This is a genomic window from Bradyrhizobium iriomotense, from assembly GCF_030160715.1.
Lineage (GTDB): Bacteria > Pseudomonadota > Alphaproteobacteria > Rhizobiales > Xanthobacteraceae > Bradyrhizobium > Bradyrhizobium iriomotense.
This window is the reverse complement of sequence record NZ_BSOW01000026.1, coordinates 63,700-89,851: the sequence shown is the minus strand read 5'-3', so window position 1 is coordinate 89,851 and position 26,152 is coordinate 63,700. Positions and strand designations below refer to the sequence as shown.

Here is a 26,152-nt window from a genome sequence, read left to right as displayed (position 1 = left end):
TCACCGCGAGAGCCGCGCGCATGATCAAACATTCGCTTCGCCTGCCCCTTGCGGCCACGCTGCTCGGCATTGCCCTCGCCGCAACGCCTGCGCGCACTGAAGAGGCCTATGATCCCTGGCCGGGCCTCGTGCAGGACATCTTCAACAACCGTCCGATGAACGACGGTAATAACGTCATCGGCATCGAGATGCCCTATCGTGCGGAAGATGCGGCCATCGTGCCGGTCACGCTGCGCGCAAAGCTCTCGCCCGGCGACAACAGGCGCATTCGCGCGATCACGCTGGTGATCGACCGCAACCCGGCGCCGATGGCGGCGAAGTTCGAGCTCGGGCCAGACGCCAATGTGTCGGAGATCTCTACGCGCGTGCGAGTCAACAACTATACCGACGTCCACGCCGTCGCCGAGCTCAGCGACGGTCAGCTCTATGTGAGCAAGACCTATGTGAAAGCGTCCGGCGGCTGCTCCGCGCCGGCGGCAAAGAACGCCGAGGAAGCCAAGAACCGGCTCGGCCAGATGCGCTACCGGCAGTTCGCACGCGCGGACGAAGCGCCCGCCAGCCGGATCCGCGAGGCGCAGATCATGGTCGGCCATCCCAACAATTCCGGCTTGCAGATGGATCAGGTCACGCAGCTCTATATTCCCGCCTTCTTCGTGAACGAGCTCAAGCTGTGGCAGGACAACAGCCTCGTGCTCGCGGTGGAAGGCGGCATCTCGATCTCGGAGGATCCCAACATCCGCTTCACCTACGTCTCCAACGGCGCCAAGCATTTTCGCGCGGAGGCGAAGGATACGGACGGGCACGTGTTCCGGAACGAATGGGATGTCGCGAAGCCGGGGATGTGATGGACGCTGCGTCCACCTTCTCCCACAAGGAGAGAAGGGATAGCACACTGCCGCTGCTGCAAGCGTCAAAAACACCTCACCTCAGCTTCCGCCTGCGCCCGCCTCAAATCGTTGACGGCTGAGGTTGCCTGCTCGGAGGTGCGAAACTGGGTGCCGAGGTTTCCGCGTACCTGCGACATGCTGAGCGCGGTTTCCGCGGTGACATATCGTTCATAGGGCACGATCGAGGCGACGACGTCGATCGAGCAGGAGCATTGCTCGATCGCCTGCCGGGTCTCGCCATTGGCCTTCATACAACCATAGACGTATTCGGCGCGCGCCGCGGTCGGATAATCATTGGCCTCTTCGGCCAGCGCGGCCATCGCGGTGGCGGCAAGCACGGCCAGAGCGGCGACAATCGGTCGTAGCAGTCGTGCTGAGATCATGGCCGTCCTCCCGCTGGTTGCGATGGAAACTATGCTATGCCTATTGTTCTGAAAAGCACACGTCTTGAGGAAATGGCCTGGAAGTGATGGGACGCCTGGTTCGAACATTGGCCGTATCGATTGCTCTCGCGCTGACGCAAGGCGGGACCGGCCACGCTGCGGACACAATCCGCCTCGCGGTTCAGAAAACCGGGACATTCTCCTGGGAACTGGCTGCGATCCGCGACCAGGGCCTCGACAAGGCCGCCAATCTGTCGCTCGAGGTCACCGAGCTTGCGAGCACCGAGCCCGGCAAGATCGCGATGCGCGCCGGCAATGCCGACATCATGCTGTCGGACTGGCTGTGGGTGTCGCGCGAGCGCGCACTTGGCGCCAAGCTGACCTTCTATCCCTATTCCAGCGCGCTGGGCGCGGTGATGGTGCCGGCCGCTTCGCCGATCAGGACGCTCGCGGACCTCAAGGGCCGCAAGCTCGGCGTCGCCGGCGGCGCCATCGACAAGAGCTGGCTGCTGCTGCAGGCGCGGTTGAAGCAGGACGGCATCGACCTCAAATCGGACGCGAGCATCGTCTATGGCGCCCCGCCGCTGCTCGCCGCCAAGGCGCTCGACGGCGAGATGGATGCGAGCCTGAATTTCTGGAATTTCTGCGCCCAATTGGAAGCCAAGGGTTTTCGCCGCCTCGCGGGCATCGAGGAGATCCTGCCCAGGCTCGGTGCCAAGGGACCGGTTGCCGCGGTCGGTTACGTCTTCGACGAAGGCTGGGCGGCGAGCCACCGCGACGTCGTGGCGCGCTTCATCGCGATGACGCGCAAGGCCAAGGAGCTGCTGACGACCTCGGATGCCGCATGGGAGAAGGTCGCACCGCTGACCGGCACCAGCGATCCCGCCCTGCTCCAGGCCTATCGCAACCGCTATCGCGACGGCATTCCGCACCGGAGCATCGATGACGAAGAGGCCGATGCGCGCGTGCTCTATCGCGTGCTTGCCGAGGTCGGCGGCCGCGAGCTGGTCGGCCCCGCACCGGAGCTCGATCCCGGCACCTTCTATCACGCACCCGGCGGAGACTGACGTTGCTGCGTCTCGTCTCGTTTGCGCTGTTTCTCGTGACCTGGTGGATCGCCGCGTTGTTCGTCGGCGGGGCGAAACTGCCCTCGCCGCCTGCGGTGCTCAACGTGATGATCGCGGAAGCCGCCTCCGGCGCGCTGTTCCTCCATCTCGGCGCGACGCTGGCGCGCGTGACGCTGGCCTTCGTGCTGGCGATGTCGCTGGGCAGCGCGATCGGCTATCTGATGGGCCGGAACAAGCTTGCCGACCGGCTCGGCGATCCCTGGCTGATCCTGCTGCTCAACCTGCCGGCGCTGGTCGTGATCGTGCTGGCCTATATCTGGGCTGGCCTCACCGAAGCTGCCGCCATCGCGGCGATCGCCATCAACAAGCTGCCGACCGCGGTGGTCACCTTGCGCGAGGGCACCCGCGCGCTCGACCGCTCGCTGGACGAGATGGCGACGGTGTTCGCGATGTCGCGCTGGCGTACCTTCCGCCACGTCGTGCTGCCGCAGCTTGCGCCCTATGTCGCGGCCGCCGCGCGCTCCGGCCTGTCGCTGGTCTGGAAGATCGTGCTGGTCGCCGAGCTTCTGGGACGGCCGAACGGCGTCGGCTTCGAGATCGGCGTCGCCTTCCAGCTTTTCGACACCCCGCGCCTGCTCGCCTATTCGCTGACCTTCGCGGCCGTCGTGCTCGTCATCGAAACCCTGCTGGTGCAGCCGTTTGAAACCCGCTCAACCCGGTGGCGGCCCCGTGCGGCTTGAAGTCGACATTTTGGGCAAGACCTTCACGAGTGCGGCGGGCGGCACGCACGAGGTGCTCGCGCCGGTCCAGTTCTCGCTCGGCGCCGGTGAGGTCGGTGTCCTCGTCGGCCCATCCGGCTGCGGCAAGAGCACGATGCTGCGCATCATCCTGGGTCTCGACCACGATTTCCGGGGCGATGTCAAGCGCCCGCCGGACGCGCGCATCGGCATGGTGTTCCAGGAGCCGCGGCTGTTGCCGTGGCGCTCGGTCGAGCAGAACGTGCGGCTGGCGGCGCCCGAGGTCGACGACGTCAAGCTGTCCGAACTGTTCAAGATCCTCGAGCTGGAGGCCCATCGTAGCCACTATCCCGGCGAATTGTCGCTCGGACTTGCGCGCCGCGTCGCCCTCGCCCGCGCTTTCGCCGTCGAACCAGACCTGCTGGTGCTGGACGAACCCCTCGCCTCGCTCGACGACGCCTTGGCCGGCCGCCTGCGCGAGGAGATCGCAACGCTGGTCGCAAGTCGCCCGGTGATGACGCTGCTGGTGACGCATAGCCTCGACGACGCCGTGCGTCTCGGCGACCGCCTGTTCTTCCTGTCGCCGCGGCCGGCGCGGATTCTGGCCGAGGTGCCCATCGGCATCCCCCGCGGCGCGCGGGGCGAGGCCGAGATCGCCGCGATCAAGGCCGGCCTCGTGCGCCGGACGCAAGGCGAGCGCGCCGGTCGCGACGTCTCATAAGGCGCCCCTTAAGCTGACGTGCTAAACAAGCCGGCGGCGGAGTTTGATCATGAAGCGAACGGTCGCTCTGATGATGTTCGGCCTCGCGCTCGTCGCGGTTGCGGCCAACGCGCAGGACATGATGCGCGACCTCGACCTCACCTCGCCCGCGATGGTCTCGGCCGAAATGACGAGGCTGGACGTCGAGGCGGTGCTGGCCAAAGCCAGCGCGGCAGCGCCGGCCGATTTCACCGGCAAGCGGCTGTCGGGCCTCAACCTCTCCGGGCTGGACCTCTCCGGCGCCATCTTCCGCGCGGCTCGGCTCAACAAGACGAAGCTCGCCGGCGCGCGGCTCGACCGCGCCATTCTCGATCAGGCCTGGCTGCTCGAGGCCGACCTTACCGGCGCGAGCCTGAAGGGCGCCAATCTGTTCGCCTCGCAGATGGCGCGCGCGCGTCTGGACGGCGCCGATCTGACCGGCGCGCGCATCGCCGCAGACCTTTCCGGTGCAAGCCTCATTGGCGCGTCCATCGTGGGCGCGCAACTCGGCGCCGACATGCGCAACCAGTCGATGGGGCTGATGCGGACGGTGCTGCGCTCCGCAAAGCTTACGGGGCTGAACGCGCGCAATGCCGACCTGTCGCGCGTCGATCTCGAATTCGCCGTGCTCAAGGGCGCCGACCTGACCGGCGCCTCGCTCAAGGGCGCCCAGCTCGGCGGTGCCGATCTCAGCGGCGCGACCGTCATCGACTCCGATTTCGAGGGCGCCGATCTCGTTTCGACCAGGCTGATCGCGCCGATCGGGCTTGACCGCGCGAAGAATTTCGACAAGGCAAGGAACGTCGAGCGCGTCATCAGAGAATGACGGCATGCGGAGGAACGGCAGATGACGCGTTGGTGTCTGGCTTTGATCGTGGTGGTGGCGTGTGCCGGCGAGGCTGCCGCGCAGAGCAAGGGCAAAGGCATCCGTTTCTGGAATCTGACCTCGGAGACCATCTCCGGCTTTCAGCTCTCGCCCGCCGGCAAGACCGAGTGGGGACCGAACCAGACCTTGAACGACAAGGACAAGGAGGTCGACCATGACGAGCGGCTGCGCATCACCGGCGTCGAGTCGGGTCGCTACGACGCCAAGGTCAGCTATCCCAACTCTCGGCAGTGTATCGTGCGCAATATCGAGATCAGAGCGGACGCGGTGTTCTCGATTGCCGACAAGGACCTGAAGGACTGCACCAAATAGCGCGATGGCTCAGGCGGCGGACTTTGCTCCGCCCGCATCGGCACGGTCGTTCCTGTGCGGATATTCGCAGCGCCAACGCACGGCCTGCCACTTCGGATGCTCGCCGACCCATTGCGCGATATAGGGCGGCGCCGCCATGGCACATTGCGCCGGCGAGCCGCCATAGGCGAACACCAGATGCTGCTCCTCGCAGGTCGTCGGCGAAAGCACCGCACAGACAGTCACAATCAGATCAATCGGATTCATGCCTGAAATCCCTCATAGTCGCCAAGAGATAGCATAACGAGCTACGCCCGACGCAGCCGGAAGTTTCAAACCGGCGTGAGAGTGCAGCGCGGAACCGGGCCTAAAAATTCACGCCGAACACCAATCGCGCCTGGTGGCGCTCGAAATTAACGAGGTCGAGATTGGCACCTGTCCCGGCAGCGCGTCCCCACACCTGGGTGCTCCAGCTTGCCGTCAGGCGCGAGCGCTCGGAGAGCTGGAAATAGGCGGTGGGGCCGACGTACAGCGCCTGGCCGGCGAGGTCGCCGAGGCCGATGCCCTCATACTGCCGGAAGTAGCGCAACTCGCCGCCGAGCAGCACGTTCGGACGCACGCGCACCATGCCGGCGAACGCCGCGCCGATGGTGGAGCTCTTGTCGGACATGCCAGAAATCTCGAACCGCGTCCATTCCGGCTGATAGATCAGGTTGAGCGCGCCGATCGCGAAATTCGGGATGAGCTCGCGGTCGAATGCGAGGGTGAAGTCGGTGCCGTAGCTGCGCGCCTTCGCACCCGTCATTTCATCGATGCGCTCGCCATGGCTTTCGGCGGCGATGGTCATTCCGAATGGCGCGCTCTCGCGATCGAGCAGGCGATAGCGCAGGTCGAGCGAGAACCCCTGGAAATTGAGCTGGCGGCGGTCGGCGATATCGGGGACGCCGGTGATGTCGTGCAGCGCGACGATGCTGCCGATCTCGATGCGGAAGTTCGGCAGCGGCACCAGCTCGATCTCGACTTCCTGTCCGACCGCGCGATAGGTCCCGCCGCCCTTGCCGAACCGCCCCGTCGTCTGGCTCTGGAATTCGCGCTCGCCTTGATTGCCGACATCCGATCCGATCATGAAGCCGAAGATGTGCTCGGTATCAAACCCCTCCTCGGCGCGCGTGCAGAGCGGCGCGAGCGCGATACCGCATGCGACGACAATCAAAACCCCGTGTGCGATCCGCCGCATCCCCGCTCCCACAAGCGCGCGCCGCTCCAAAAGCGGCAACAGCGCTGACCAAGCAGCAGCGTAACACACTACGGCGGCGGTTGAGTCGAGATTTTGGAGCGTGGGTCGTCGAAGCCGACCCAGCTGTGGCTTCAAGTTGTGGCCTCAGGCCACGACGACTTCAGGGAGGAGAGCGTTCAATTCGATACGCGTGGAGACATCGGGGCTCGCCGACACTGCCACGGCTTCAACGTGTTGACCGTTGAAGCCGCGGCAGGTCGTCAGGATCGTCTTACTTGCGCGAAGCGCAGGCGTACATGTTGATTTCCATGCCGACCGACACTTCGACGATCTTCGGAGCTTTCCAAGCCATCGGGGTCTCCCAAGGTATTGAGCGCGACATCGCGCGAGGCAAAACCTAGGGCTGCACCGCCGATCGCGCAAGCCTGTAATCACGCGCCGAACATTTCTTGTTCGATTCTTTGCAAACCTAGTTCTCTCTCGGGCAAATCGTCTTCACTTCTGGGCAAACGCGCGCGCAGACTTGTGCGATGCATCGGGAGACTTTCCCGAGTCCGATGCAACGGGAGATTTTCCCGACACCGATGTCGGCTGATGTCAGCGCATCGTTAACAACCATTGTCGGCTGCTTGCAGAGTGGCCTTGCGCCTTCTGCGCGTTGTGCCGCGTCCCAGATTCCGGGTGGCGTGACAGGATTGATTGCGATGTAGTCGCACCAATGCATGGGATCTCGGAGAGATTCATGGCCACGTTCTGCGGACGATTCTTGATGTCACTGCTCGTTGCGGGTCTTGCATATCCGGCAATCGCCGGCGAGCGCCGCGATGAGCGAGCCGCTCCGCCATCGGGCGCGACAGCCACGCCAACCGGCAAGGCAACTCTCACCGGCAACGCAGTTCTCACCGGCAAGGCAGTTCTCACCGGCAAGGAACGGCTCGGCCCGAAATGGACGGATGAACAGCGGATCGATGATTGCAACGTGCCCCCCGACAAGCGCGGCGCGAGGCTGCGTCCGATCACCTGCCCGAACGCGCTGACGAACTAGACGTAGGGCCTGAAGGCGCCGTCAGGCGCTCATCTGAGCAGCCGCAGCAGCGCGCGTCCGGCGGGCGACCTCAGCTCCTTGGCGTCGAGCGTTCCGTCCTTGTCGGGATTGGCTGCGTTGAATCGCTGCTCCACGACGGCGAGATATTCGTCGAGCGTCAACGTTCCGTCGTGATCCGGATCGGCGGCAGCGAGCTCCTTGGCAGTCAAGCGGCCGCGCAGCTCACGCGCGTCGAGCGTGCCGTCATGATCAGGATCGAGCTTGGCGAACAGCGCGGTCGCGGCCTTCTTCACCTCGGCGAGATCGAGTGTGCCGTCATTGTCCGTGTCGAACATCTTGATGGCGTTTGGCGATGCCGACCAGGCCGGACCGCCGAGCAATGTGGCTGCAACTGCGCATGCAATGGATCGACGCGATATCATCGAAAACCTCCCGGCTCGAGCGTCCCGGCTCGTTAGTGGAATCGAAACAAGTCGCCAGCCGGGGCCATGGTTCGAAGTCTACGCGGCTCGTCGTGCCCACGCAAAACTGGCGAAGACATGGCGCGCAAATCTTCGTGCTGCGGAATTCTCGCTGGGCATCTTGTATGCAGTGCGAAATGGCGAGCGGTTTACCAGGGGTAACTGTCGTCCGGCGTCCAACAATTCAGCAACGCGTTTACGACTTTCGTATTGACGCATTTTACGTTCCATCGGAGTGTTGCGACCGCAGCGTCAAAAAGGCGCGCACATTGGGAGGAACGGATGAAACGCTTTGCGATGGCCGCGAGCCTCGTCATGCTTGCGTCGACGGGTGTGAATGCCCAGACCACAGAACAACTCAACAAGGGCGCGTCAGACACCTCGAATGTCCTCAACTACGGGATGGGCTACAATCTTCAGCGCTTCTCGACGCTGAACCAGATCAACAGGGACACCATCAAGAACCTCGTCCCGGTCTGGAACTACAGCTTCAACGACGATCGCAGCGAGGAATCGCAGCCGCTGGTGTACCAGGGCGTGATCTACGTGACGTCGCACAACGCCACCATGGCAATCGACGCCAAGACCGGCAAGCAGCTTTGGAAGTCCAAGATCGAGTACCCCGCCGAAACACCCCGCATCGTCTGCTGCGGCATCATCAATCGCGGCGCGGCCTTGTACGACGGCAAGGTGTTCCGCACGACGCTCGACGCCAATGTGATCGCGCTCGACGCCAAGACCGGCAAGGAGCTATGGCGCGAGAAGGCCGCCGACATCAAGGAAGGCTATTCGATGACGGTGGCCCCGCTGGTCGCCGACGGCGTCGTCATCACCGGCATCTCTGGTGCCGAGTTCGGCATCCGCGGCTTCATCGACGGCTGGGATCCCGCGACCGGCAAGCATCTCTGGCGCACCCATTCGATCCCCTCACCGGATGAGCCGGGTGGCGACACCTGGAAAGGCGATACCTGGAAGCTCGGCGGCGGCTCAACCTGGATCACCGGCTCTTACGATCCGGAGCTGAACACGGTCTATTGGGGCATCGGCAATCCGGGCCCGTTCAACTCGGCGGTGCGTCCGGGCGACAACCTCTACACCTGCTCGGTGCTGGCGATGGATCCCAAGACCGGCAAGATCAAGTGGCATTACCAGTTCTCGCCGAACAATCCGTTCGACTATGACTCGGTCGCCGAGATGGTGCTTGCCGACATGAACGTCGAGGGTAAGCCGACCAAGGTGCTGATGGACGCCAACCGCAACGGCTTCTTCTACGTGCTCGATCGCACCAACGGCAAGCTGCTCGCGGCCAATCCCTACGTGAAGGTCAACTGGGCGACCGGCATCGACATGAAGACCGGCAAGCCGATCGAGACCGATGTCTCCAAGGATGCGCGCGAGGGCAAGAAGGTCGTCGTGTATCCATCGCTGCTTGGCGGCAAGAACTGGGAGCCAATGTCCTTCAACCCACAGACTGGACTCGCCTACGCAAACACGCTCGCGTTCGGCGGTCACTACAAGACGGAACCGGCCACATTCAAGGCCGGCGAATGGTATCTCGGCATGGACCTGACCGATCTTTGGGACTGGAACGATGGCCCGCGCGGTCATCTCAAGGCGATCGATCCGATGACCGGCAAGGCCAAGTGGGAAGCGCCGAGCGACATCCCACGCTTCTCCGGCGTGTTGTCGACGGCGGGCGGCGTCGTCTTCACCGGTGCGTTGACCGGCGAATTCGAGGCCTTTGACGCCGACAGCGGCAAGAAGCTCTGGCAATTCCAGACCGGCTCGGGGATCGAAGGACAACCCGTCACCTGGCAGCAGGACGGCGTGCAGTATGTCGCCGTGACCAGCGGTTATGGTGGCGTCTACTCGATCTTCTCGGGTGACGAACGGCTCGCAAACGTGCCAGCCGGCGGTTCGCTGTGGGTGTTTGCGGTCAAGCAGTAATCACAGGTCGCCCGTGCTCAGGAACCCAACTGTCAGGACGGCGGCGACGTTCGCCGCCGTCGCGATGGTGCTTGGCGCAGTATTTGCGACCGCCGGTATCGCGCAGGAACAGAATGCCAGCATCCAAACGCAGCTCGACCACGGCAAGGCGACCTACGCCCAGAAATGCTCGCACTGCCACGGTCCCAACATGGTCAACTCCGGCACCATCACGCCGGATCTGCGCGCCTTCCCCGACGACCGGACGCGGTTCGTCACCACGGTGAAGAACGGCAAGAACAACAAGATGCCGCCATGGGGCGACATCCTCAGCGAGGACGAGATCACCGACCTCTGGGCCTACATTTCCAGCCGGAGACGGCCATGAAGGGGCGGTTTGCAGCGTTCGGCCTTGCCGCGATGCTTGCGGCTCTCGCAACGGCTGCCGATGCGGCCGATCCCTTGCGAATATGCCTCGACGAGGACCGGCCGCCGTTGTCCGTGCATCACCGCGGCAAGCCGGGCACCGGCTTCGACGTGACGCTGGCGCAGGCGATCGCGCAGCGGCTCAACCGGCCGCTCCAGATCCAGTGGTTCGAAAGCAAGCTGGATGAGGATTCGAGCCCGCAGCTCGAGGCCAACGCGCTGCTGTCGGACGGACGCTGCGCGCTGGTCGGCAGCTACGCGCTGACCCGCGATTCCCTCGTCGTGCCCGGCATGAAGACCGCAAGGCTCCCGGATTTCGACGGCGCCACTCGCGACGATCGTCGGCGCCGTGTCGCACTGGGCGTGCTCGCGCCGAGCCAACCTTACATCTATTCGCCGATGACGGTTGTGCTCGGTCCGAAGGCGCGCGATCGCAAGATCGCCGACATCGGCGACCTCGCAGGTCTCCGCCTCGCGATCGAAAGCGGATCGCTCGGCGATGCCATCTTGATGACCTTCGACAAGGGGCGGCTGATCGACGGCATCACGCATCTCGTCCCCGGCCGTGACGACCTCCTGGGCGCGCTCGACCGCGGCGACTATGATGCGACACTGCTCGATCTCGCACGTTTCGACGCCCACCGCGCCGCCCATCCCGACACCGCGATCACCGCATCCGGCTATTATTATCCGATCGGCGCCAATCGCGGCTATGTCGGGCTTGCCAGCGATCCCGCTTTGATCACCGCCGTCAACAAGGCGCTCTCCGAGCTGATGGCAGAAGGCAAGATAGCCGAGTTCGGCAAGCAGGCCGGTCTCACCTACCTGCCGCCGCGCGAGCCCGCGATTCTCGGCGACGTCTGGAAGCAGATCATCCAGCGGTGAGGACTCATCACTGAGAAAGCGGCGCTTCGCTCTCCGCTGTCATGCCCCGGCTTGATGTTTAGTCCGGAGACATGGCTGAGACCTGTTCGGACACATCACTGACAGGTTGGTCGTTGGTCAAGCCGGGCGATGACACCAAGAGTGCACACGGCTCTCGCATGCGCCCCGGATTGCTCGGAGCCAAAGGCATTGAGCCCATTTCCGTGCTATGCATCGTGGTCCCCTGACGATCCGGTGCCATCGTGAGCTCGCCGACCATCCCGCCCGCCGCAAGCCTGCGCGATGTTCTCTTCCGGGAGATCAAGACCAGCGAGCTCGTCAGAGCGCTGGTCGTCGTCGGCCCGCTCGTGGCGGCCTATTTCCTCTTCCGTGAGGCGGCGCTGCTTAATCTGGGACTGGTCGCGGTGTCCCTGCTCATTCCCGCGCTGAAACTGCACCTGGCTCCACGGGCGGTCGCGCTGCACTACCTCGCCATCGTCGTCACCTTCGTCACCCTTTTCCTCGCCGCCCCCGTCAAGCCGCTTTTCGTAGCGCTGACGGCGCTGGCCGGTTTCCTTGCCGTGGCGGTGACGCGCTACGGAGACGCCTTGCGGACGCTGGGCAACTGGGTCTTCATCCCGGCGGTCTATCTCGCCTGCGAGGTGCGCGAGGGGGTGAGCGCGTCCGAGGCGCTGCGTCATGCCGGCGTGATCGTGGCGTCGTCCCCGATTGCCCTCGCCCTCGTCTGCGGCATCCAGATCTATGACCAGCGGCGCCGCCCCGATCACACCCCGCCCTCTTACGGACCTCCCGCCGCCGAATGGTTTCTGCCCGCGGCCGCAACGGCGATGGCCGTCTTTGCCGCGGCAGCCCTGGTCGAGGTTTTGCATCTGGCCCAGGGGCAATGGGTGATGTGGTCGGCCGCAAGCGTCATCGTCGGCGATCTCGCGGCCTCCACCGGAAAGCTGAAGCAGCGCGCCATCGGGGCATTCGTCGGCGTCCCGCTCGGCTTCCTCGCAGGAATCGCGCTGCCCGAAAGCCGCGCCGGCTATGCGCTCGCTGTTCTCGGCGCGACGCTGACGCTGATCGCACTCTCCCGCTATATCGTGGGCTTCGGCTTGCGCTGCTTCTTCATCGCCCTTGCGGCGTCGTTCGCGGGTGGGGCAAGCGGAATTGCCGAGGAGCGCGTGGTCAACGTGATCACGGGCGGCACGTTCGGCCTCGTTGCGGTGGGTCTGACGGAAATCGTCTGGCGACGCCTGATGCAGAAGGGCGGCGGGCCGTCACAAGCTTCGTCGTGAAGCCGGTCCTAATGCTCTTCGGAGGCAACGGCGTTCTGCTGCGCCTTGTGGATCGACGAGGGCACGACGCCAAAGTACTTCCGGAACACGCGGCTGAAATGTGACGAGCTCGAGAAGCCCCAGGAGAAGGCGACGTCGGTGATGGTCTTGCCGGCGTGGGCCTCGAGCTCCTGGCGGCAGTTCTGAAGCCGCGCCTGCCAGATGTAGTCGCTCACCGTCGTGCCGCGTTCGCTGAACAGCATGTGCAGATAACGCTTGGAGCAACCGAGCTCGGCGGAAATCTGGTCGATGCACAAATCCGGATCACGCAGGTGCTCGCGGATGAAAAATTGGGCACGCACATACATCGCCTCGGGCCCGACCCGATCGAACATCGTGTCGGCCTCACGCAGCGGCAGCAGCAGCAGGTCGATCAGCGAATCAGCGACGCCGACCGCGCTGTTCGCCGACAGCTTGGCGGCCTCGTCGAAGGTGGCGTGGACGAAGTCGTGGGCGATTCGCCCCGTGCCGGTGCGCGCCGACAGCTTGCATGCCGGCATCCGCTGGGACGGGAAGCCGCGATCGCGCAGCAGCGACTTCGGCACGATCACCACGTCGTGCCGCGTGAAGGCGGGGCTGATGATCGAGTGCGGGCAGGACACGTCATAGGCGATGATGTCGCCGGGCATCAGCTCGATGTGGCGGCCTTCCTGCTCGAAATAGGAGACGCCGTAGGTCTGGAAATGGATCTTGATGTAGGGATGCTCATTGGCCTTCGCGCGCGCATGCGTGTGCGCGATGCGATGCTGGCTCACCTCGATCTGGCAGAGTTTCAGGCGCGATACCGTGGTGTAGTCGATGCGGCCTTCGAGCGCGGACGCTTCCAGCGGATCAACGTCGAAATGGCCGCACAGGCTCGTCAACCCGTCGACCCAGCTCTGGATCTGCCTCTTCGGCGTAAGTCCGGTCGTGCTGAGCGTATGTATTGTGTCGGACATGATCCCAGCCACTGATTTGATTCAAATCGTGATGGGACCGCCAGAGGCCCCCTGTCACGATGAAGCGACGTTTACCTCAAATTAGGGCGGTCTTTGGAGCAAGCGCCAGTGCCCCGTCTGCCATCCTTAATAGGCGATCCTCCGCTTTAGTTGCAGCGCCGTCAAGGGGAACCTGAGTCAGTGCCCGCGGCCAGGCAGCACAGAAGATGCTGAATTCGCTACTGCAAAATCAAAAAGTTCGCGCCTTTGCGCTGTCAAGCAAATGCCCTTCTCTCTTGGGCAAGTTTCCCGTTTACGAACCGGTTACGGATTGCGCCAGGAACAATAAGAAACGGGCCGCACCTCGCAAGCGGACCCGTGGCTCACACCAGGAGGAGGAAACAGCACAGCATCGTTTCTGGTCCCAATCGTGACCGCCCTGCACGAGCAGACGCTGGACCTCAGTGCCCAGCACTACGCAATGCTTCGGAAACAATAAACGAGACCTAGGAGGAATGACTATGCGCAAGGTGCTACTGGCGACGTTTCTTGGTTCTGCCGCGGCTCTGTCCGTCGGCAGCGCTTCAGCGAATGATGAGCTGATCAAGATGTCGCAGAACCCGAAAGACTGGGTGATGCCGACGGGCGACTATGCCAACAGCCGCTATTCCAAACTGAACCAGATCAACGCACAGAATGTCGGCAAGCTTCAGGTCGCCTGGACCTTCTCGACCGGTGTGCTGCGCGGCCATGAAGGCGGGCCGCTGATCATCGGCAACATCATGTACGTCCACACGCCGTTCCCGAACAAGGTCTACGCTCTTGACCTTTCGAACGAGAACAAGATCGTCTGGAAGTACGAGCCCAAGCAGGATCCGAACGTCATCCCGGTGATGTGCTGCGACACGGTGAACCGCGGTCTCGCCTATGGCGACGGCAAGATCCTCCTGCACCAGGCCGACACCACGTTGGTTGCGCTTGATGCCAAGACCGGCCAGGTCGCCTGGACAGCGAAGAACGGCGATCCCACCAAGGGCGAGACCGGAACCTCGGCGCCGATGGTCGTCAAGGACAAGGTGCTGGTCGGCATTTCCGGTGGCGAATTCGGCGTGCAGGCCCACATGACGGCCTACGACCTCAAGACCGGCAAGCTGGCCTGGCGTGGGTACTCGGAAGGGCCGGATGACCAGATCCTGGTCGACGACAAGACCACGGCTCTGGGCAAGCCGATCGGCAAGGACTCCAGCCTCAAGACCTGGCAAGGCGATCAGTGGAAGATCGGCGGCGGCGCCACCTGGGGCTGGGTCTCCTACGATCCCGAGCTCAACCTGATCTATTACGGATCGGGCAATCCCTCGACCTGGAATCCGAAGCAGCGTCCGGGCGACAACAAATGGTCGATGACGATCTGGGCACGCAATCCCGACACCGGCGTGGCCAAGTGGGTCTATCAGATGACGCCTCACGACGAGTGGGACTATGACGGCGTCAACGAGATGATCCTCTCGGATCAATCGATCAACGGTCAGGCGCGCAAGCTCCTGACGCACTTCGACCGCAACGGTCTCGGCTACACGCTGGATCGTGCAACCGGCGAGCTGCTGGTCGCCGAGAAGTACGATCCGAAGGTGAACTGGACCTCCGGCGTCGACATGGACAAGAACTCGCCGACCTATGGTCGTCCGAAGGTCCTTGACGCCGCGTCGACCGAAAAGGGCGGCGAGGATCACAACACCAAGGGCATCTGCCCGGCCGCGCTCGGCACCAAGGACGAGCAGCCGGCAGCCTACTCGCCGGACACGCAGCTGTTCTACGTTCCGACCAACCACGTCTGCATGGACTACGAACCGTTCAAGGTCAGCTACACCGCGGGCCAGCCCTATGTGGGTGCGACGCTCTCGATGTATCCGCCGCAAGGCGAGACCAACATGGGCAACTTCATCGCCTGGGACGGCAAGACCGGCAAGATCGTGTGGTCCAACAAGGAGCAGTTCTCGGTCTGGTCGGGCGCGCTCGCAACCGGCGGCGGCGTGGTGTTCTACGGCACGCTCGAAGGCTACCTGAAGGCAGTCGACGCCAAGACCGGCAAGGAGCTCTACAAGTTCAAGACTCCTTCCGGCATCATCGGCAACGTCACGACCTATGAGAACGGCGGCAAGCAGTACGTCGCAGTGCTCTCGGGCGTGGGCGGCTGGGCCGGCATCGGTCTGGCGGCAGGCCTGACCGATCCGACCGCCGGTCTCGGCGCAGTCGGCGGCTACGCGGCATTGTCGAACTACACGGCGCTCGGCGGTACGCTGACAGTGTTCTCGCTGCCGAACTAGCCTCAACCTGGTATCGTCCCGGCGCGTGGATCAACTCCACGCGCCGGCTCGTCTCCACCGCGCGCTGTCGAGGAAAAATCTCTTGCGTAGAATCTGCTCTGCCATAGCTGCGATGATCTTCGTCGCGTCCGGAGGACTTGCACAAGCGGAAGGTCCGGGCGACCCGACCGCCGTCAAGAAGGAGGACGACGGAAAGTGGCTCGATAAGGAAGGAACTCCCACCTACAAGATTTCGGCCGACGGCACCGTGGATTGGTTCACCTATTCCGGATACCGCCGCTATCACTCCGACTGCCATGTCTGCCATGGCCCAGACGGCATGGGATCCACCTACGCACCGGCACTGAAGGACTCCGTTAAAACCATGAGCTACGGCGACTTCCTCGGCGTGGTCGCCTCCGGTCGCAAGAATATCTCGACCGCGCAGGAGAACGTGATGCCGGCCTTCGGCGACAACCCGAACGTCGCCTGCTACATGGACGATCTCTACGTCTATCTACGCGCCCGCTCCAACGATGCATGGGGCCGGCAGCGTCCCGCCAAGAAGGAAGAGAAGACGGAGGCCTACACCAAGGCGGAAGACGCCTGCATGGGCCACAAATGAACGTTACGAGGACTGCCAAGACTACTTCCTGGCGTCTTATGAGAATTTGAGGAGCTTACGATGAAGACACGTGCCGCGGTCGCTTTCGAAGCGAAAAAGCCGCTTGAAATCGTCGAGGTCGACCTGGAAGGGCCGAAGGCCGGCGAAGTTCTGGTCGAGATCAAGGCGACCGGAATCTGCCACACCGACGCCTACACGCTCGACGGTTTCGACAGCGAAGGAATCTTCCCCTCGATCCTCGGCCACGAGGGCGCCGGCATCATCCGCGAGATCGGTGCAGGCGTGAGCTCGGTGAAGCCTGGCGATCACGTCATCCCGCTCTACACGCCCGAATGCCGGCAGTGCAAAAGCTGCCTGAGCGGGAAGACCAACCTCTGCACCGCGATCCGCGCGACGCAAGGCAAGGGCGTGATGCCCGACGGCACCAGCCGTTTCTCCTACAAGGGCAAGCCGATCTATCACTATATGGGCTGCTCGACCTTCTCGAACTTCACTGTGCTGCCGGAGATCGCGGTCGCCAAGATCCGCGAGGACGCCCCCTTCGACAAGAGCTGCTACATCGGCTGCGGCGTCACCACCGGTGTCGGCGCCGTCGTCAACACCGCCAAGGTCACGCCGGGCTCCAACGTCGTGGTGTTCGGCCTCGGCGGCATCGGTCTCAACGTCATCCAGGGTGCCAAGATGGCCGGCGCCGACAAGATCATCGGCGTCGACATCAACGACTCCAAGGAGGATTGGGGCCGCAAGTTCGGCATGACGCACTTCGTCAACCCCAAGAAGGTCACCGGCGACATCGTCCAGCATCTGGTGACGCTGACCGATGGCGGTGCCGACTACACCTTCGACTGTACCGGCAACACCACCGTGATGCGCCAGGCCCTGGAATGCTGCCATCGCGGCTGGGGAACCTCGATCATCATCGGCGTTGCGGAAGCCGGCAAGGAGATCGCCACCCGTCCGTTCCAGCTCGTCACCGGGCGCAACTGGAGAGGCACCGCGTTCGGCGGCGCGCGCGGCCGCACCGACGTGCCCAAGATCGTCGACTGGTACATGAACGGAAAGATCCAGATCGATCCCATGATCACCCACGTGCTGAAGCTCGAAGAGATCAACAAGGGCTTCGACCTGATGCACGAGGGTAAATCGATCCGTTCGGTCGTCGTCTACTAAACCAGAACCATCACCCACAAGGAGGATCGTCCCATGACTGTTGCTCTCCATCCCTCGATCGACAATGGCGTCAAACAAGGCAGCGGCAGCTTTGCCGGCGGCACGCTGGCCTGCAAATGCGCGGATCACCAGGTCAAGGTCGGCGTCAAAGGTGACGTCGCCCACAACCATGCCTGCGGCTGCACCAAGTGCTGGAAACCGCAGGGCGCAACGTTCTCCGTCGTCGCCGTGGTGCCGCGCCAGAACGTCACCGTGCTCGAGAACGGCGACAAGCTGCAGATCGTCGATCCTTCGGCGGTGATCCAGCGCCACGCCTGCAAGGCCTGCGGCACGCACATGTTCGGCCGCATCGAGAACAAGGGCCATCCATTCTACGGTCTCGACTTCATCCATCCCGAGCTGTTCCAGGAGCAGGGTTCGCAGGCGCCGCAATTTGCCGCCTTCGTCTCCTCGGTGATCGAATCGGGCGTGAAGCCGGAGCAGATGGCCGGGATCCGTTCGCGGCTGAAGGAAATCGGGCTCGAGCCCTATGACTGCCTGTCGCCGGCGCTGATGGACGCGATCGCGACTCACGTCGCGAAGGCGAAAGCAGCCTGAGCCAGGTCGTCAGCCCTCGCCGCCTCCCGTCCGCTCGCCGGTCCGGACCATCGCCGGCGAGCCGGACCGGAGAGACCATCGAGGGCAAATCTGGATAGTCAGCCTTGCCGCCTCATTTTCTGGTGAGGCGGCGCGGTTCCCTCAGTATCGAGATCTGACCGACTCCGCAGCGTCGCCAGCTCGCAAAGCTTGCGCCCTGCGTTCTCCCTCCCTCGACTGAGGTCGCCTGCTTCGTCCGCGCAGATCCCGCCGGACGAAGCTTTTTTATGTCTGCCGCAATCAGGCCCTGCCGCGCCGCGCGAGCGGCGAACGACAGGTCGCGCCCAGCTTTTGACAAACCGCGGATGCAATCTGGTCGCGAGCACAAGCGGCTGTGATGCCCGCCATGTCCGGTTTCTGCTAGCATCACGCTCGTCACGATGCCGCGCGAAATCATCAAATAAGAATCGACCGGGAGGTATCGAGCACATTCCAGACATCGCCCGTCGTCATTCCCTCCGTCCCGGGAGTTGCCTGGGCTTGCGGAAGCAGGGGATGCGGGCGCCGCCACACCAATCAATCACGCCCATCGGATCATCGGCTTAAGAAGAGCGAGAAACGATCATGATCAAGATAAAAATCAACGGCCAGGAACAAAGCTGGGATGGCGACCCGGATCTTCCGCTGCTCTGGTTTCTCCGCGACGAGGTCGGGCTGACCGGCACCAAATTCGGCTGCGGCCAGGCGCTGTGCGGCGCCTGCACCGTCATCGTCGACAAGGAAGCGGTGCGCTCTTGCATCACTTCGGTCAATGACGTTGCGGGCCGCGAGGTCACCACCATCGAAGGCCTGCATCCGAACGGCGATCATCCCGTGCAGAAAGCGTGGCGCCAGGTCAACGTTCCCCAATGCGGCTTCTGCCAGGCCGGCCAGATCATGCAGGCCGCGGCGCTGCTGATGGACAATGCAAAGCCGTCACATGACCAGATCCGCGAGGCGATGGCGGGCAACATCTGCCGCTGCGGCTGCTACCAGCGCATCGAGAACGCCGTCCATCTCGCATCGACGGGGGTGTGACCATGAATTTCATCGACAACCCAAAGAAGCTTCGCGGCTTCGAGAAGCATGTCAGGATCGAGAAGGTTTCCCGCCGCAGCATCCTGAAGGGACTGGGCGTCACCGGCGGCTTCGTGCTCGCCGCACCCGTGATGTCGCGCCAGGCCTTCGCCTATGAGACCGGCGCCGGGAAGATGCCGCACGGCGTCGTGGTCGACCCGCGCGTGTTCGTCGCGGTCGCGCCCGACGGCATCGTCACCATCGTCGCGCATCGCTCGGAGATGGGCACCGGCGTGCGCACCAGCCTGCCGCTGATCGTCGCCGAGGAGATGGAAGCCGACTGGTCGAAGGTCAAGGTCCAGCAGGCCCATGGTGACGAGGTCAAGTTCGGCAACCAGGACACCGACGGCTCCCGCAGCACGCGGCACTATCTGATCCCGATGCGCCAGATCGGCGCCTCCGCACGCATCATGCTGGAGCAGGCTGCAGCCAAGCGCTGGGGCGTGCCGGCGACGGAGGTGAAGGCGGTCAATCACGAGGTCGTTCACAGCGCGAGCGGACGCAAGCTCGGCTTCGGCGAGCTCGCAGCCGATGCAGCCAAGGAATCCCTGCCGAGCGTCGACAGCCTGAAGCTGAAGGCCCCCAAGGATTTCCGCTATCTCACCAAGGGCCAGATCAGCATCGTCGACCTCCACGACATCACCACGGGGAAGGCAGGCTACGGCGCCGACGTGCGGCTGCCCGGCATGAAATACGCCGTCATCGCGCGCCCGCCGGTGACCGGCGGCAAGCTGGTATCGTTCGACCCGGCCGACGCGATGAAGGTCTCGGGCGTCGAGAAGGTGATGCAGGTGCGCGGCTGGCCGTGGCCCTCGAAATTCCAGCCGCTCGGCGGCGTGGCGGTGATCGCCCGCAATACGGGTGCGGCGATCAAGGGCCGCGATGCGCTGAAGATCGTCTGGGACGACGGGCCGAACGGCAAATACGAGTCGGTCGCCTACCGCAAGGAACTCGAGGAGGCTGCGCGCAAGCCCGGTCTCGTCGTTCGCAAGGAGGGCGATGCGGATGCGGCGCTGAAGAGCGCCGACAAGGTGATCGTCGGCGAGTACTACGTCCCTCACCTCGCCCATGTCAGCATGGAGCCGCCGGTGGCGGTTGCCGACGTCAAGGGCGACAAGGCGGAGATCTGGGCGCCGGTGCAGAGCCCGGGCGGCACCCGCGAGGACGTCGCCAAGACGCTCGGAATCCCGGAAGAGAACGTCACCGTGAATGTGACGCTGCTCGGCGGCGGCTTTGGGCGCAAGTCGAAATGCGACTATGCGCTCGAGGCCGCCCTGCTCTCCAAGGAGCTCGGCGCGCCCGTGAAGGTGCAGTGGACGCGCGAGGACGACCTCCACAACGGCTTCCTGCACACCGTCTCGGTCGAGCGCATCGAGGCGGGTCTCGACAAGAGCGGCAAGGTGATCGCATGGCGCCACCGCAGCGTCGCCCCCAGCATCGCCTCGACGTTTGCGGCAGGGACCGTGCATCAGGCCTCGTTCGAGCTCGGCATGGGCCTCGTCGACATGCCCTTCGAGATCGCCAACATCTCCTGCGAGAATCCGGAAGCGGCCGCCTATACCAGGATCGGCTGGTTCCGCTCGGTCTCCAACATCCCGCGCGCCTTCGCCGTGCAGTCGATGGTCGGCGAAATCGCGCAGGCCACCGGCCGCGATCAGAAGGACATGCTGCTCGAGCTGATCGGCTCGCCCCGCATCGTCAAGCTGGCCTCGGTCAAGGACCTCTGGAACTATGGCGAGCCCTATGACAGCTACCCGATCGACACCGCGCGTCTGCGCAAGGTGGTCGAGCTGGTCGCCGAGAAGGGCGAATGGGGCCGGCAGGTGCCGAAGGGCCATGGCCTCGGCATCGCCGCACACCGCAGCTTCGTCAGCTACATCGCGACGATCGTGGAAGTGGCCGTCGACGACAAGGGCAAGCTGACGATCCCGCGGGTCGACACCGCCATCGACTGCGGCACCTTCGTCAATCCCGAACGCATCCAGTCCCAGATCGAGGGCGCTGCGATCATGGGCCTGAGTCTCGCCAAATATGGCGAGATCACCTTCAAGGACGGCAAGGTCCAGCAGAAGAACTATGACGACTTCCCGGTGATCCGGATGGACGAGTCTCCGCTGGTGACCAACGTCCATATCGTGCCACCAGGGCCCGACACGCCGCCGAGCGGCGTCGGCGAGCCTGGCGTGCCGCCGTTCGCGCCGGCGCTGATCAACGCGATCTTCGCCGCGACCGGCAAGCGCATCCGCTCCTTGCCGATCGGCAAGCAATTGGAGGCGTAAGCACAAGCAGAAATGCGGCGGACGTTTCCGTCCGCCGCATTTGCTACTCCCCCCTGGCCGCGCCGCTTGAGGCCCTACTTCTTCAGCGCGAACACCCAGACCACGCCGCCCTGCGGCACGTTGGCCTCAATGCCGATGTTGTTGGTCGCAAGCGCATCCTGGATGCGTTGCGCGTCGACGCCCCAGCCGGACTGGATCGCTACATATTGCGTGCCGTCGATCTCGTAGGAGATCGGCATGCCCATGATGCCGGAGTTGGTTTTCTGCTGCCACAGTAGCTCGCCGGTCTTGGCGTTGAAGGCGCGGAAGTAGCGGTCGTTGGTGCCGCCGGCCAAGACGAGATCGCCTGCCGTCGCCGTCACCGATCCGAACAGCTGCGACTTCGGGAAGTCATGCTGCCACACCTTCTTGCCGGTCGCGGGATCCCAGGCCTGGAGCTCGCCGAAATGATCCGCACCGGGCTTCGCCTTCAGGCCGATATCTTCCGGCTTGGTGCCGAGCCAGAGCTCGCCGGGCTTGAGCGCCACCTTCTCGCCGGTGAAGCCGCCGCAGAAGTTCTCGTTGGCGGGAACGTAGACGAGGCCGGTCTTCTGGCTGTAGGACGCCGAGGGCCAGTCCTTGCCGCCCCACAGCGACGGGCAGAACTCGACGCGCTTGCCGATCACAGGCTTATGCGCGGGATCAACGATCGGTCGGCCACTCTCGGCATCGATGCCCTTCCAGACGTCGGTGGAGACGAACGGCCAGCCGGCGACGTAGTTGATCTTGGTCGGCGTGCGCTCGAGCACCCAGAAGATCGCATCGCGTCCCGGATGGATCAGGCTCTTGATCGAGCGGCCGTCGCGTTGCAGGTCCACCAGCATCGGCGCGTCGACCTCGTCCCAGTCCCAGGAATCGTTCTGGTGGTACTGGTGATAGGTCTTGATCTTGCCGTTGGCCGGATCGAGCGCGATCACCGAGGAGGTGTAGAGATTATCGCCGGGGTGGCTATCGCCGGGCCATGGCGCGGCGTTGCCGACGCCCCAGTAGATCGTCTTCAAATCCTTGTCGTAGGTGCCGGTCATCCAGGCCGAGCCGCCGCCGGTCTTCCAGTCGTCGCCCTGCCAGGTATCGTGACCGGGCTCGCCCTCGCCTGGAATGGTGAAGGTGCGCCACAATTCCTTGCCGTCCTTGGCATCGTATGCGGCGACGTAACCGCGCACGCCGAGCTCGCCGCCGGAGCCGCCGACGATAACCTTGCCGTCGACGATAAGCGGCATCAGGGTCATGTACTGGCCCTTCTTGTAGTCCTGCACCTTCGTATCCCAGACTACCTTGCCGGTCTTGGCGTCGAGCGCGACGACGTGGTCGTCGGTGGTGGCAAGATAGAGCTTGTCGTCCCATAGCCCGACGCCGCGGCTGGTCGGATGGAGCTGGAACAGATCGTCAGGGAGCTGCCGCTTGTAGCGCCAATATTCGTCGCCGGTCTTGGCGTTCAGCGCGATCACCTGCCCCATCGGCGTTGCCACGAACATCACGCCATTATTGACGATCGGCGGCGCCTCATGGCCCTCGATCACGCCGGTGGCGAAGGTCCAGACCGGCGTGAGATCCTTGACGTTGCTGGTGTTGATCTGGTCGAGCGGGCTAAAGCCCTGCCCATCATAGGTGCGCCTATAGAGCATCCAGTTGCCGGGTTCCGGATTTTCCAGACGCTGCGAGGTGACTGGCGCGTAACTCTCGATCGGACCGGCGCCCGCGGAGGTCGAGACGATGCAGGTGAAGGCGACGAAGCCGGACAACAACCATTGCTTAGTGGTCATGGACGTTTCCCCTTTTGAATTCTTGCTGTTGAATTCTTGAAGCTTGTTTGTCTCCTCGCCCGCACGCCTGCGGACGCGACCTCTTCTGGCGCGGGATACACCCGCGGCTGATCACCCTGGCTGCTGGCCACCTACCTTTCCGATGAAATTGCCGGCCACCGTGAGCGAGCCGTCACTGAGCGCCAGCGGCAACGCTGCAAGCCGGCGCGGCGCCGGCCCGAACACGACCTGCGCGCCCTGTCGCGGATCGTATTCGGAGTTGTGGCACATGCACTTGAACACCTCCTTGTCGCCGACGTCGCTCTTGACCCAGGCGGTGACCGGACAGCCGGCATGGCTGCAGATCGCCGAATAAGCGACGATGCCGTCCTGCGCACGCGCGCGCGTCTGATCGTCGAGCCCGGCGGGATCGAGCCGGATGATCAGGATCTCGTTGAGGCGCGAGGCGCTGCGCACCACCGATGTCTTGGGATCCTTTGGCCAGGCGTGTACTGGCGGGCCACCGAGCGGAAGATCCGTGAACGTGACGAGCTTGCCTTCCTGATCGCCCTCGGAGAACACCAGCACATCGCCCTTCTGTGGCCGCTCGTCGGCGCCGGGCGGATCTTCGCCCGCGGCAGCGTGCCCGGAGCCAGCAAAGCAGGCCGTGGTGGCGAGTGCACCGATCAGCAGCGTCCGTCGCGTCTGCGCCGCACAGACGCAGGATTCAGGTTCCGCAGGGTTGTCGGAGGATGGAGATGACGTGCCGTGCGTTGAATGCGTCATGCACGCCAACAGGCGCTGGAAGTCTGCCAAAAAGAAGGCGAAGGATTTGCGCCGCAGTGCATCATTCTCATGATGCTCGCTTTGATTGAATGCGAAAATGCGCATTCACCGGCGTTTTCGCGATTGCAACGTCAAGATGCGCGATAGGTCATGATCATTTTGCAGACCAGACTAATCATGTTGGAATTGGTGCGACGCGCCATCGCGCAGCGCGTTGCAGATTCAATTCAAGATGTCTGCACGTTTGTCAGGCAGGCATATCGTGTTCAAGAGCGCAGCATGTGACGCGGTGTGAACATGCGTCCGCTTTGCGTCGCCGCCGCCATTTCAAAGCTGTCGGCAATGCGCCGCGCCCTGTCGATGAACAGAGCCGCTGCGACCGGCGGGCAGACCTCGCGCGCGGTCTGCTCGAACAGATCGAGCCAGCGATCGAAATGATCGCCGATCAGGCCGAGTGGCAGATGCGCCCGCATCGGCTGGCCGTGATAACGCCCGGTGGTCAGCACCACCGACGACCAGAAATCGCGCAGCTTGGAAAGATGCTCCTCCCAGTTCTTTACGACCGCGAACACCGGACCGAGCAACGCGTCCTCGCGCACGCGGCCATAAAACCTCGTGACGAGTTCCCCGATCATCGCCTCGCTGATCCCGGTTCGCTCCATCACGTCCTGCGCCAGCAGGCTGCGCCGCTCCGCCGCCGCTTTGCGATCGACCGTCATCCGGTCAGACATCTCGTTCTCGGTATCCATTCGCGTTGTTCCAAGTCCTCTCGTTCCGGGTTCTTCAGCGGGCCACGAACTTGTCGGCGGTCGACAGCACCGACCCTCCGGTCTCGTCGCTGGCGATGAAAACCACATCGGCGTCCTTCGGACTCGCTGTGGTCAGGGTGACACGCAGCGATTCCGAGCCGTCCGGCTCGACCGTGATGGGAGTTCCATCGTCGCGACCGACGATGCTCAAGCTGGCATCTATGCCTTTTATCGCCAAAGTGTAGTGGTGGGCGACACTTGTCTTGTTGAGAAGCTTGACGGTGTAGGCATTTCTGACCGAACCGTCGGACAGGATCACGGCCAGGGGATCGCGGTCGTGCAGCACCGCTATCGCGCCCGTGGCCTTGGTTGCCAGCAATCCGACCAGGCCGGCCGCCAATCCGACGCTGACGACCGCGAGCGCGATGGTCTTCGGGCGCACCAGCCGGGAGCCACGGGCCTCGCCGCGATGGCCCCGCTCGATATTGCGCCAGCTTTCATAATCGATCAGGCCGCGGGGGCGATCGAGCCTGGTCATGACGCTGTCGCAGGCATCGACGCAGAGCCCGCAATTGATGCAGGCGAAATTCGGCCCCTCGCGAATGTCGATCCCGATCGGACAGACGTTGACGCACAGGCCGCAATCGACGCAGTCGCCGGCGGCCGCGCCGCGCGCGCGAAGTTCCGTGGCCTTCTTGGCCGACATGCGCTCCTCGCCCCGATAGTCGCGATAGTTGACCGTGAAGGCTTCCGGATCCCAGATGGCCCCCTGTAACCGCGGCCAGGGGCACATGAACGTGCAGACCTGCTCGCGCGCGAATCCCGCAAGGCCATAGGTCGTCCCGGTGAAGACGGCGATCCAGGTCAGAGCCGTCGCGGAGACGTCGCCGCCTGCAAACGCGCGAACGAGGTCGGGCGCATCCGTGAAATAGAAGATCAGCGTGCCGCCCGTCATCAGCGAGATCAGCAGCCAGGCGCTGTGCTTGATGCCGATCCGGAGTGCCTTCGCGAGAGTCAGCGGAACATTCATGCTCTTCAGCCGCTCCCGCCGGTCGCCTTCAATGAGGCGTTCGACCAGGAGGAACAGGTCGGTCCAAACCGTTTGCGGACAGGCGAAGCCACACCACACCCGCCCAGCAAGCGCGTTCGCCAGGATCAGGATGACCGAGGCGAGGATGAGCAGACCCGTGACGAGATAGAGGTCCTGCGGCCAGATCTCGATGAAGAAGGCGTAGAGCCGGCCATGCTCGAAATCGAGCAGCACCGCCTGATCGGGCGCGTTCTGCCCGCGGTCCCAGCGCAGGAACGGCGTGACGTAATAGATCGACAGCGTCAGGACGAGGATGGCCCATTTGATCCGCCGCATGCGCCCTGAGACGGCTTGCGGCCCGATCGGCCCGGCCCGCTTGACGCGGGCCTTGGCCGGCTTGCTTGCACCGGCCACGGCGCCCTTGGCGCGGGTGCGGGAATGGTCGATTTCGATGACGGTCATCGCGGAAGGGTTCTCGGTCTGCCGGTTCAATTCACCTCGGCCAAGCCGAGCGCGCTTTTCACCTCCGGT

Annotated in this window: 27 protein-coding genes; 17 read left to right on the top strand and 10 right to left on the bottom strand. The window is 63.8% G+C overall.

All coding sequences use genetic code 11. The features are described 5' to 3' along the window. Positions 1–20: 20 nt before the first annotated feature. On the top strand, positions 21–845 hold the full coding sequence (locus QQL28_RS31535; RefSeq protein ID WP_284271761.1) for a quinoprotein dehydrogenase-associated SoxYZ-like carrier: 825 nt from the start codon (positions 21–23) through the stop codon (positions 843–845). 65 nt (positions 846–910) lie between these two features. Here the strand turns inward: QQL28_RS31535 and QQL28_RS31530 are convergent, their stop codons facing one another. Then, positions 911–1,270 carry a hypothetical protein gene (locus QQL28_RS31530; RefSeq protein WP_431309668.1) on the bottom strand — a complete coding sequence of 120 codons (360 nt, stop codon included), beginning with the start codon at positions 1,268–1,270 and terminating at the stop codon, positions 911–913. A gap of 86 nt (positions 1,271–1,356) precedes the next feature. Here QQL28_RS31530 and QQL28_RS31525 point away from each other — a divergent pair, with 86 nt between their 5' ends. The 5 genes from QQL28_RS31525 to QQL28_RS31505 are packed head-to-tail and all read left to right on the top strand — an operon-like array spanning position 1,357 to position 5,011. Beyond that, positions 1,357–2,337, top strand: a complete 981-nt coding sequence (locus QQL28_RS31525; protein WP_284271759.1) for an ABC transporter substrate-binding protein — start codon at positions 1,357–1,359, stop codon at positions 2,335–2,337. A 2-nt stretch (positions 2,338–2,339) separates the two neighbouring features. After that, a complete protein-coding gene (locus tag QQL28_RS31520; RefSeq protein ID WP_284271758.1) occupies positions 2,340–3,077 on the top strand; it encodes an ABC transporter permease in 738 nt (245 codons plus the stop codon). Further along, positions 3,067–3,795, top strand: coding sequence for an ABC transporter ATP-binding protein (locus QQL28_RS31515; RefSeq protein WP_284271757.1), 729 nt, complete (start codon positions 3,067–3,069; stop codon positions 3,793–3,795). Before QQL28_RS31520 ends, QQL28_RS31515 begins: the two co-directional genes overlap by 11 nt. A 49-nt stretch (positions 3,796–3,844) precedes the next feature. After that, on the top strand, positions 3,845–4,639 hold the full coding sequence (locus QQL28_RS31510; protein ID WP_284271756.1) for a pentapeptide repeat-containing protein: 795 nt from the start codon (positions 3,845–3,847) through the stop codon (positions 4,637–4,639). Positions 4,640–4,660: 21 nt separating this feature from the next. Next, complete coding sequence (locus QQL28_RS31505) at positions 4,661–5,011, top strand: hypothetical protein (protein ID WP_284271755.1); 351 nt, start codon at positions 4,661–4,663, stop codon at positions 5,009–5,011. Positions 5,012–5,020: 9 nt separating this feature from the next. On the opposite strand, the gene QQL28_RS31500 is transcribed toward QQL28_RS31505, so the two are convergent. The 3 genes from QQL28_RS31500 to pqqA form a co-directional block, all read right to left on the bottom strand. Continuing rightward, positions 5,021–5,257, bottom strand: coding sequence for a hypothetical protein (locus QQL28_RS31500; protein ID WP_284271754.1), 237 nt, complete (start codon positions 5,255–5,257; stop codon positions 5,021–5,023). Between the two features lie 100 nt (positions 5,258–5,357). Then, on the bottom strand, positions 5,358–6,227 hold the full coding sequence (locus QQL28_RS31495) for a DUF6662 family protein (RefSeq protein WP_284271752.1): 870 nt from the start codon (positions 6,225–6,227) through the stop codon (positions 5,358–5,360). 271 nt (positions 6,228–6,498) lie between these two features. Beyond that, the gene (gene pqqA / locus QQL28_RS31490) at positions 6,499–6,579 is read right to left on the bottom strand and encodes a pyrroloquinoline quinone precursor peptide PqqA (RefSeq protein ID WP_035663753.1); all 81 of its coding nucleotides are present in this window, start codon (positions 6,577–6,579) and stop codon (positions 6,499–6,501) included. A gap of 390 nt (positions 6,580–6,969) precedes the next feature. Here pqqA and QQL28_RS31485 point away from each other — a divergent pair, with 390 nt between their 5' ends. Beyond that, positions 6,970–7,272, top strand: coding sequence for a hypothetical protein (locus QQL28_RS31485; protein WP_284271751.1), 303 nt, complete (start codon positions 6,970–6,972; stop codon positions 7,270–7,272). A gap of 29 nt (positions 7,273–7,301) precedes the next feature. Here the strand turns inward: QQL28_RS31485 and lanM are convergent, their stop codons facing one another. After that, positions 7,302–7,694: a lanmodulin LanM gene (lanM, locus tag QQL28_RS31480; RefSeq protein ID WP_284271750.1), complete on the bottom strand. Its 393-nt coding sequence runs from the start codon at positions 7,692–7,694 to the stop codon at positions 7,302–7,304. Positions 7,695–8,015: 321 nt separating this feature from the next. Here lanM and QQL28_RS31475 point away from each other — a divergent pair, with 321 nt between their 5' ends. The 4 genes from QQL28_RS31475 (at position 8,016) to QQL28_RS31460 (ending at position 12,250) form a co-directional block, all read left to right on the top strand. Next, positions 8,016–9,680: a methanol/ethanol family PQQ-dependent dehydrogenase gene (locus tag QQL28_RS31475; protein WP_284271749.1), complete on the top strand. Its 1,665-nt coding sequence runs from the start codon at positions 8,016–8,018 to the stop codon at positions 9,678–9,680. 64 nt (positions 9,681–9,744) lie between these two features. After that, positions 9,745–10,047 carry a c-type cytochrome gene (locus QQL28_RS31470; RefSeq protein WP_431309672.1) on the top strand — a complete coding sequence of 101 codons (303 nt, stop codon included), beginning with the start codon at positions 9,745–9,747 and terminating at the stop codon, positions 10,045–10,047. Then, positions 10,044–10,970 (top strand): substrate-binding periplasmic protein, encoded by a 927-nt coding sequence (locus tag QQL28_RS31465; protein ID WP_284271747.1) that lies wholly within the window; start codon positions 10,044–10,046, stop codon positions 10,968–10,970. The genes QQL28_RS31470 and QQL28_RS31465 overlap by 4 nt, the downstream gene beginning before the upstream one ends. Positions 10,971–11,212: 242 nt before the next feature. Then, the gene (locus QQL28_RS31460) at positions 11,213–12,250 is read left to right on the top strand and encodes an FUSC family protein (protein WP_284271746.1); all 1,038 of its coding nucleotides are present in this window, start codon (positions 11,213–11,215) and stop codon (positions 12,248–12,250) included. A gap of 8 nt (positions 12,251–12,258) precedes the next feature. On the opposite strand, the gene QQL28_RS31455 is transcribed toward QQL28_RS31460, so the two are convergent. Next, on the bottom strand, positions 12,259–13,227 hold the full coding sequence (locus QQL28_RS31455; RefSeq protein ID WP_284271745.1) for a helix-turn-helix domain-containing protein: 969 nt from the start codon (positions 13,225–13,227) through the stop codon (positions 12,259–12,261). Positions 13,228–13,727: 500 nt separating this feature from the next. Here QQL28_RS31455 and xoxF5 point away from each other — a divergent pair, with 500 nt between their 5' ends. The 6 genes from xoxF5 to QQL28_RS31425 all read left to right on the top strand — a co-directional run bounded on the left by xoxF5 (position 13,728) and on the right by QQL28_RS31425 (position 21,275). Continuing rightward, positions 13,728–15,530: a lanthanide-dependent methanol dehydrogenase XoxF5 gene (gene xoxF5, locus QQL28_RS31450; protein WP_284271744.1), complete on the top strand. Its 1,803-nt coding sequence runs from the start codon at positions 13,728–13,730 to the stop codon at positions 15,528–15,530. Positions 15,531–15,642: 112 nt separating this feature from the next. Further along, the gene (locus QQL28_RS31445) at positions 15,643–16,134 is read left to right on the top strand and encodes a c-type cytochrome, methanol metabolism-related (protein ID WP_284271853.1); all 492 of its coding nucleotides are present in this window, start codon (positions 15,643–15,645) and stop codon (positions 16,132–16,134) included. Between the two features lie 60 nt (positions 16,135–16,194). Continuing rightward, positions 16,195–17,304, top strand: coding sequence for an S-(hydroxymethyl)glutathione dehydrogenase/class III alcohol dehydrogenase (locus tag QQL28_RS31440; protein ID WP_284271743.1), 1,110 nt, complete (start codon positions 16,195–16,197; stop codon positions 17,302–17,304). A gap of 33 nt (positions 17,305–17,337) precedes the next feature. After that, positions 17,338–17,901 (top strand): S-(hydroxymethyl)glutathione synthase, encoded by a 564-nt coding sequence (gfa, locus tag QQL28_RS31435; protein WP_284271742.1) that lies wholly within the window; start codon positions 17,338–17,340, stop codon positions 17,899–17,901. Positions 17,902–18,504: 603 nt separating this feature from the next. After that, positions 18,505–18,957 carry a (2Fe-2S)-binding protein gene (locus QQL28_RS31430; protein WP_284271741.1) on the top strand — a complete coding sequence of 151 codons (453 nt, stop codon included), beginning with the start codon at positions 18,505–18,507 and terminating at the stop codon, positions 18,955–18,957. Between the two features lie 2 nt (positions 18,958–18,959). Next, positions 18,960–21,275, top strand: a complete 2,316-nt coding sequence (locus QQL28_RS31425) for a xanthine dehydrogenase family protein molybdopterin-binding subunit (RefSeq protein WP_284271740.1) — start codon at positions 18,960–18,962, stop codon at positions 21,273–21,275. Positions 21,276–21,349: 74 nt separating this feature from the next. Here QQL28_RS31425 and QQL28_RS31420 read toward each other — a convergent pair whose 3' ends face one another. The 4 genes from QQL28_RS31420 to ccoG form a co-directional block, all read right to left on the bottom strand. Continuing rightward, positions 21,350–23,077: a methanol/ethanol family PQQ-dependent dehydrogenase gene (locus QQL28_RS31420; protein WP_284271739.1), complete on the bottom strand. Its 1,728-nt coding sequence runs from the start codon at positions 23,075–23,077 to the stop codon at positions 21,350–21,352. Between the two features lie 111 nt (positions 23,078–23,188). Then, positions 23,189–23,842, bottom strand: coding sequence for a QcrA and Rieske domain-containing protein (locus tag QQL28_RS31415; protein WP_284271738.1), 654 nt, complete (start codon positions 23,840–23,842; stop codon positions 23,189–23,191). 266 nt (positions 23,843–24,108) lie between these two features. After that, positions 24,109–24,573, bottom strand: coding sequence for a group III truncated hemoglobin (locus QQL28_RS31410; protein WP_284271852.1), 465 nt, complete (start codon positions 24,571–24,573; stop codon positions 24,109–24,111). Positions 24,574–24,625: 52 nt separating this feature from the next. Further along, positions 24,626–26,083: a cytochrome c oxidase accessory protein CcoG gene (gene ccoG / locus QQL28_RS31405; RefSeq protein WP_284271737.1), complete on the bottom strand. Its 1,458-nt coding sequence runs from the start codon at positions 26,081–26,083 to the stop codon at positions 24,626–24,628. Positions 26,084–26,152: the final 69 nt, after the last annotated feature.

Coding starts and splice junctions, on each gene's coding strand:
- QQL28_RS31535 (WP_284271761.1), top strand. CDS start 21: ATGATCAAACATTCGCTTCGCCTGCCCCTTGCGGCCACGCTGCTCGGC.
- ccoG (WP_284271737.1), bottom strand. CDS start 26,083: ATGACCGTCATCGAAATCGACCATTCCCGCACCCGCGCCAAGGGCGCC.
- QQL28_RS31440 (WP_284271743.1), top strand. CDS start 16,195: ATGAAGACACGTGCCGCGGTCGCTTTCGAAGCGAAAAAGCCGCTTGAA.
- QQL28_RS31525 (WP_284271759.1), top strand. CDS start 1,357: ATGGGACGCCTGGTTCGAACATTGGCCGTATCGATTGCTCTCGCGCTG.
- QQL28_RS31485 (WP_284271751.1), top strand. CDS start 6,970: ATGGCCACGTTCTGCGGACGATTCTTGATGTCACTGCTCGTTGCGGGT.
- pqqA (WP_035663753.1), bottom strand. CDS start 6,579: ATGGCTTGGAAAGCTCCGAAGATCGTCGAAGTGTCGGTCGGCATGGAA.
- QQL28_RS31510 (WP_284271756.1), top strand. CDS start 3,845: ATGAAGCGAACGGTCGCTCTGATGATGTTCGGCCTCGCGCTCGTCGCG.
- QQL28_RS31445 (WP_284271853.1), top strand. CDS start 15,643: ATGATCTTCGTCGCGTCCGGAGGACTTGCACAAGCGGAAGGTCCGGGC.
- QQL28_RS31425 (WP_284271740.1), top strand. CDS start 18,960: ATGAATTTCATCGACAACCCAAAGAAGCTTCGCGGCTTCGAGAAGCAT.
- QQL28_RS31500 (WP_284271754.1), bottom strand. CDS start 5,257: ATGAATCCGATTGATCTGATTGTGACTGTCTGTGCGGTGCTTTCGCCG.
- QQL28_RS31410 (WP_284271852.1), bottom strand. CDS start 24,573: ATGTCTGACCGGATGACGGTCGATCGCAAAGCGGCGGCGGAGCGGCGC.
- QQL28_RS31415 (WP_284271738.1), bottom strand. CDS start 23,842: ATGACGCATTCAACGCACGGCACGTCATCTCCATCCTCCGACAACCCT.
- QQL28_RS31455 (WP_284271745.1), bottom strand. CDS start 13,227: ATGTCCGACACAATACATACGCTCAGCACGACCGGACTTACGCCGAAG.
- QQL28_RS31495 (WP_284271752.1), bottom strand. CDS start 6,227: ATGCGGCGGATCGCACACGGGGTTTTGATTGTCGTCGCATGCGGTATC.
- gfa (WP_284271742.1), top strand. CDS start 17,338: ATGACTGTTGCTCTCCATCCCTCGATCGACAATGGCGTCAAACAAGGC.
- xoxF5 (WP_284271744.1), top strand. CDS start 13,728: ATGCGCAAGGTGCTACTGGCGACGTTTCTTGGTTCTGCCGCGGCTCTG.
- QQL28_RS31465 (WP_284271747.1), top strand. CDS start 10,044: ATGAAGGGGCGGTTTGCAGCGTTCGGCCTTGCCGCGATGCTTGCGGCT.
- QQL28_RS31430 (WP_284271741.1), top strand. CDS start 18,505: ATGATCAAGATAAAAATCAACGGCCAGGAACAAAGCTGGGATGGCGAC.
- QQL28_RS31420 (WP_284271739.1), bottom strand. CDS start 23,077: ATGACCACTAAGCAATGGTTGTTGTCCGGCTTCGTCGCCTTCACCTGC.
- QQL28_RS31475 (WP_284271749.1), top strand. CDS start 8,016: ATGAAACGCTTTGCGATGGCCGCGAGCCTCGTCATGCTTGCGTCGACG.
- QQL28_RS31505 (WP_284271755.1), top strand. CDS start 4,661: ATGACGCGTTGGTGTCTGGCTTTGATCGTGGTGGTGGCGTGTGCCGGC.
- QQL28_RS31470 (WP_431309672.1), top strand. CDS start 9,745: ATGGTGCTTGGCGCAGTATTTGCGACCGCCGGTATCGCGCAGGAACAG.
- lanM (WP_284271750.1), bottom strand. CDS start 7,694: ATGATATCGCGTCGATCCATTGCATGCGCAGTTGCAGCCACATTGCTC.
- QQL28_RS31530 (WP_431309668.1), bottom strand. CDS start 1,270: ATGATCTCAGCACGACTGCTACGACCGATTGTCGCCGCTCTGGCCGTG.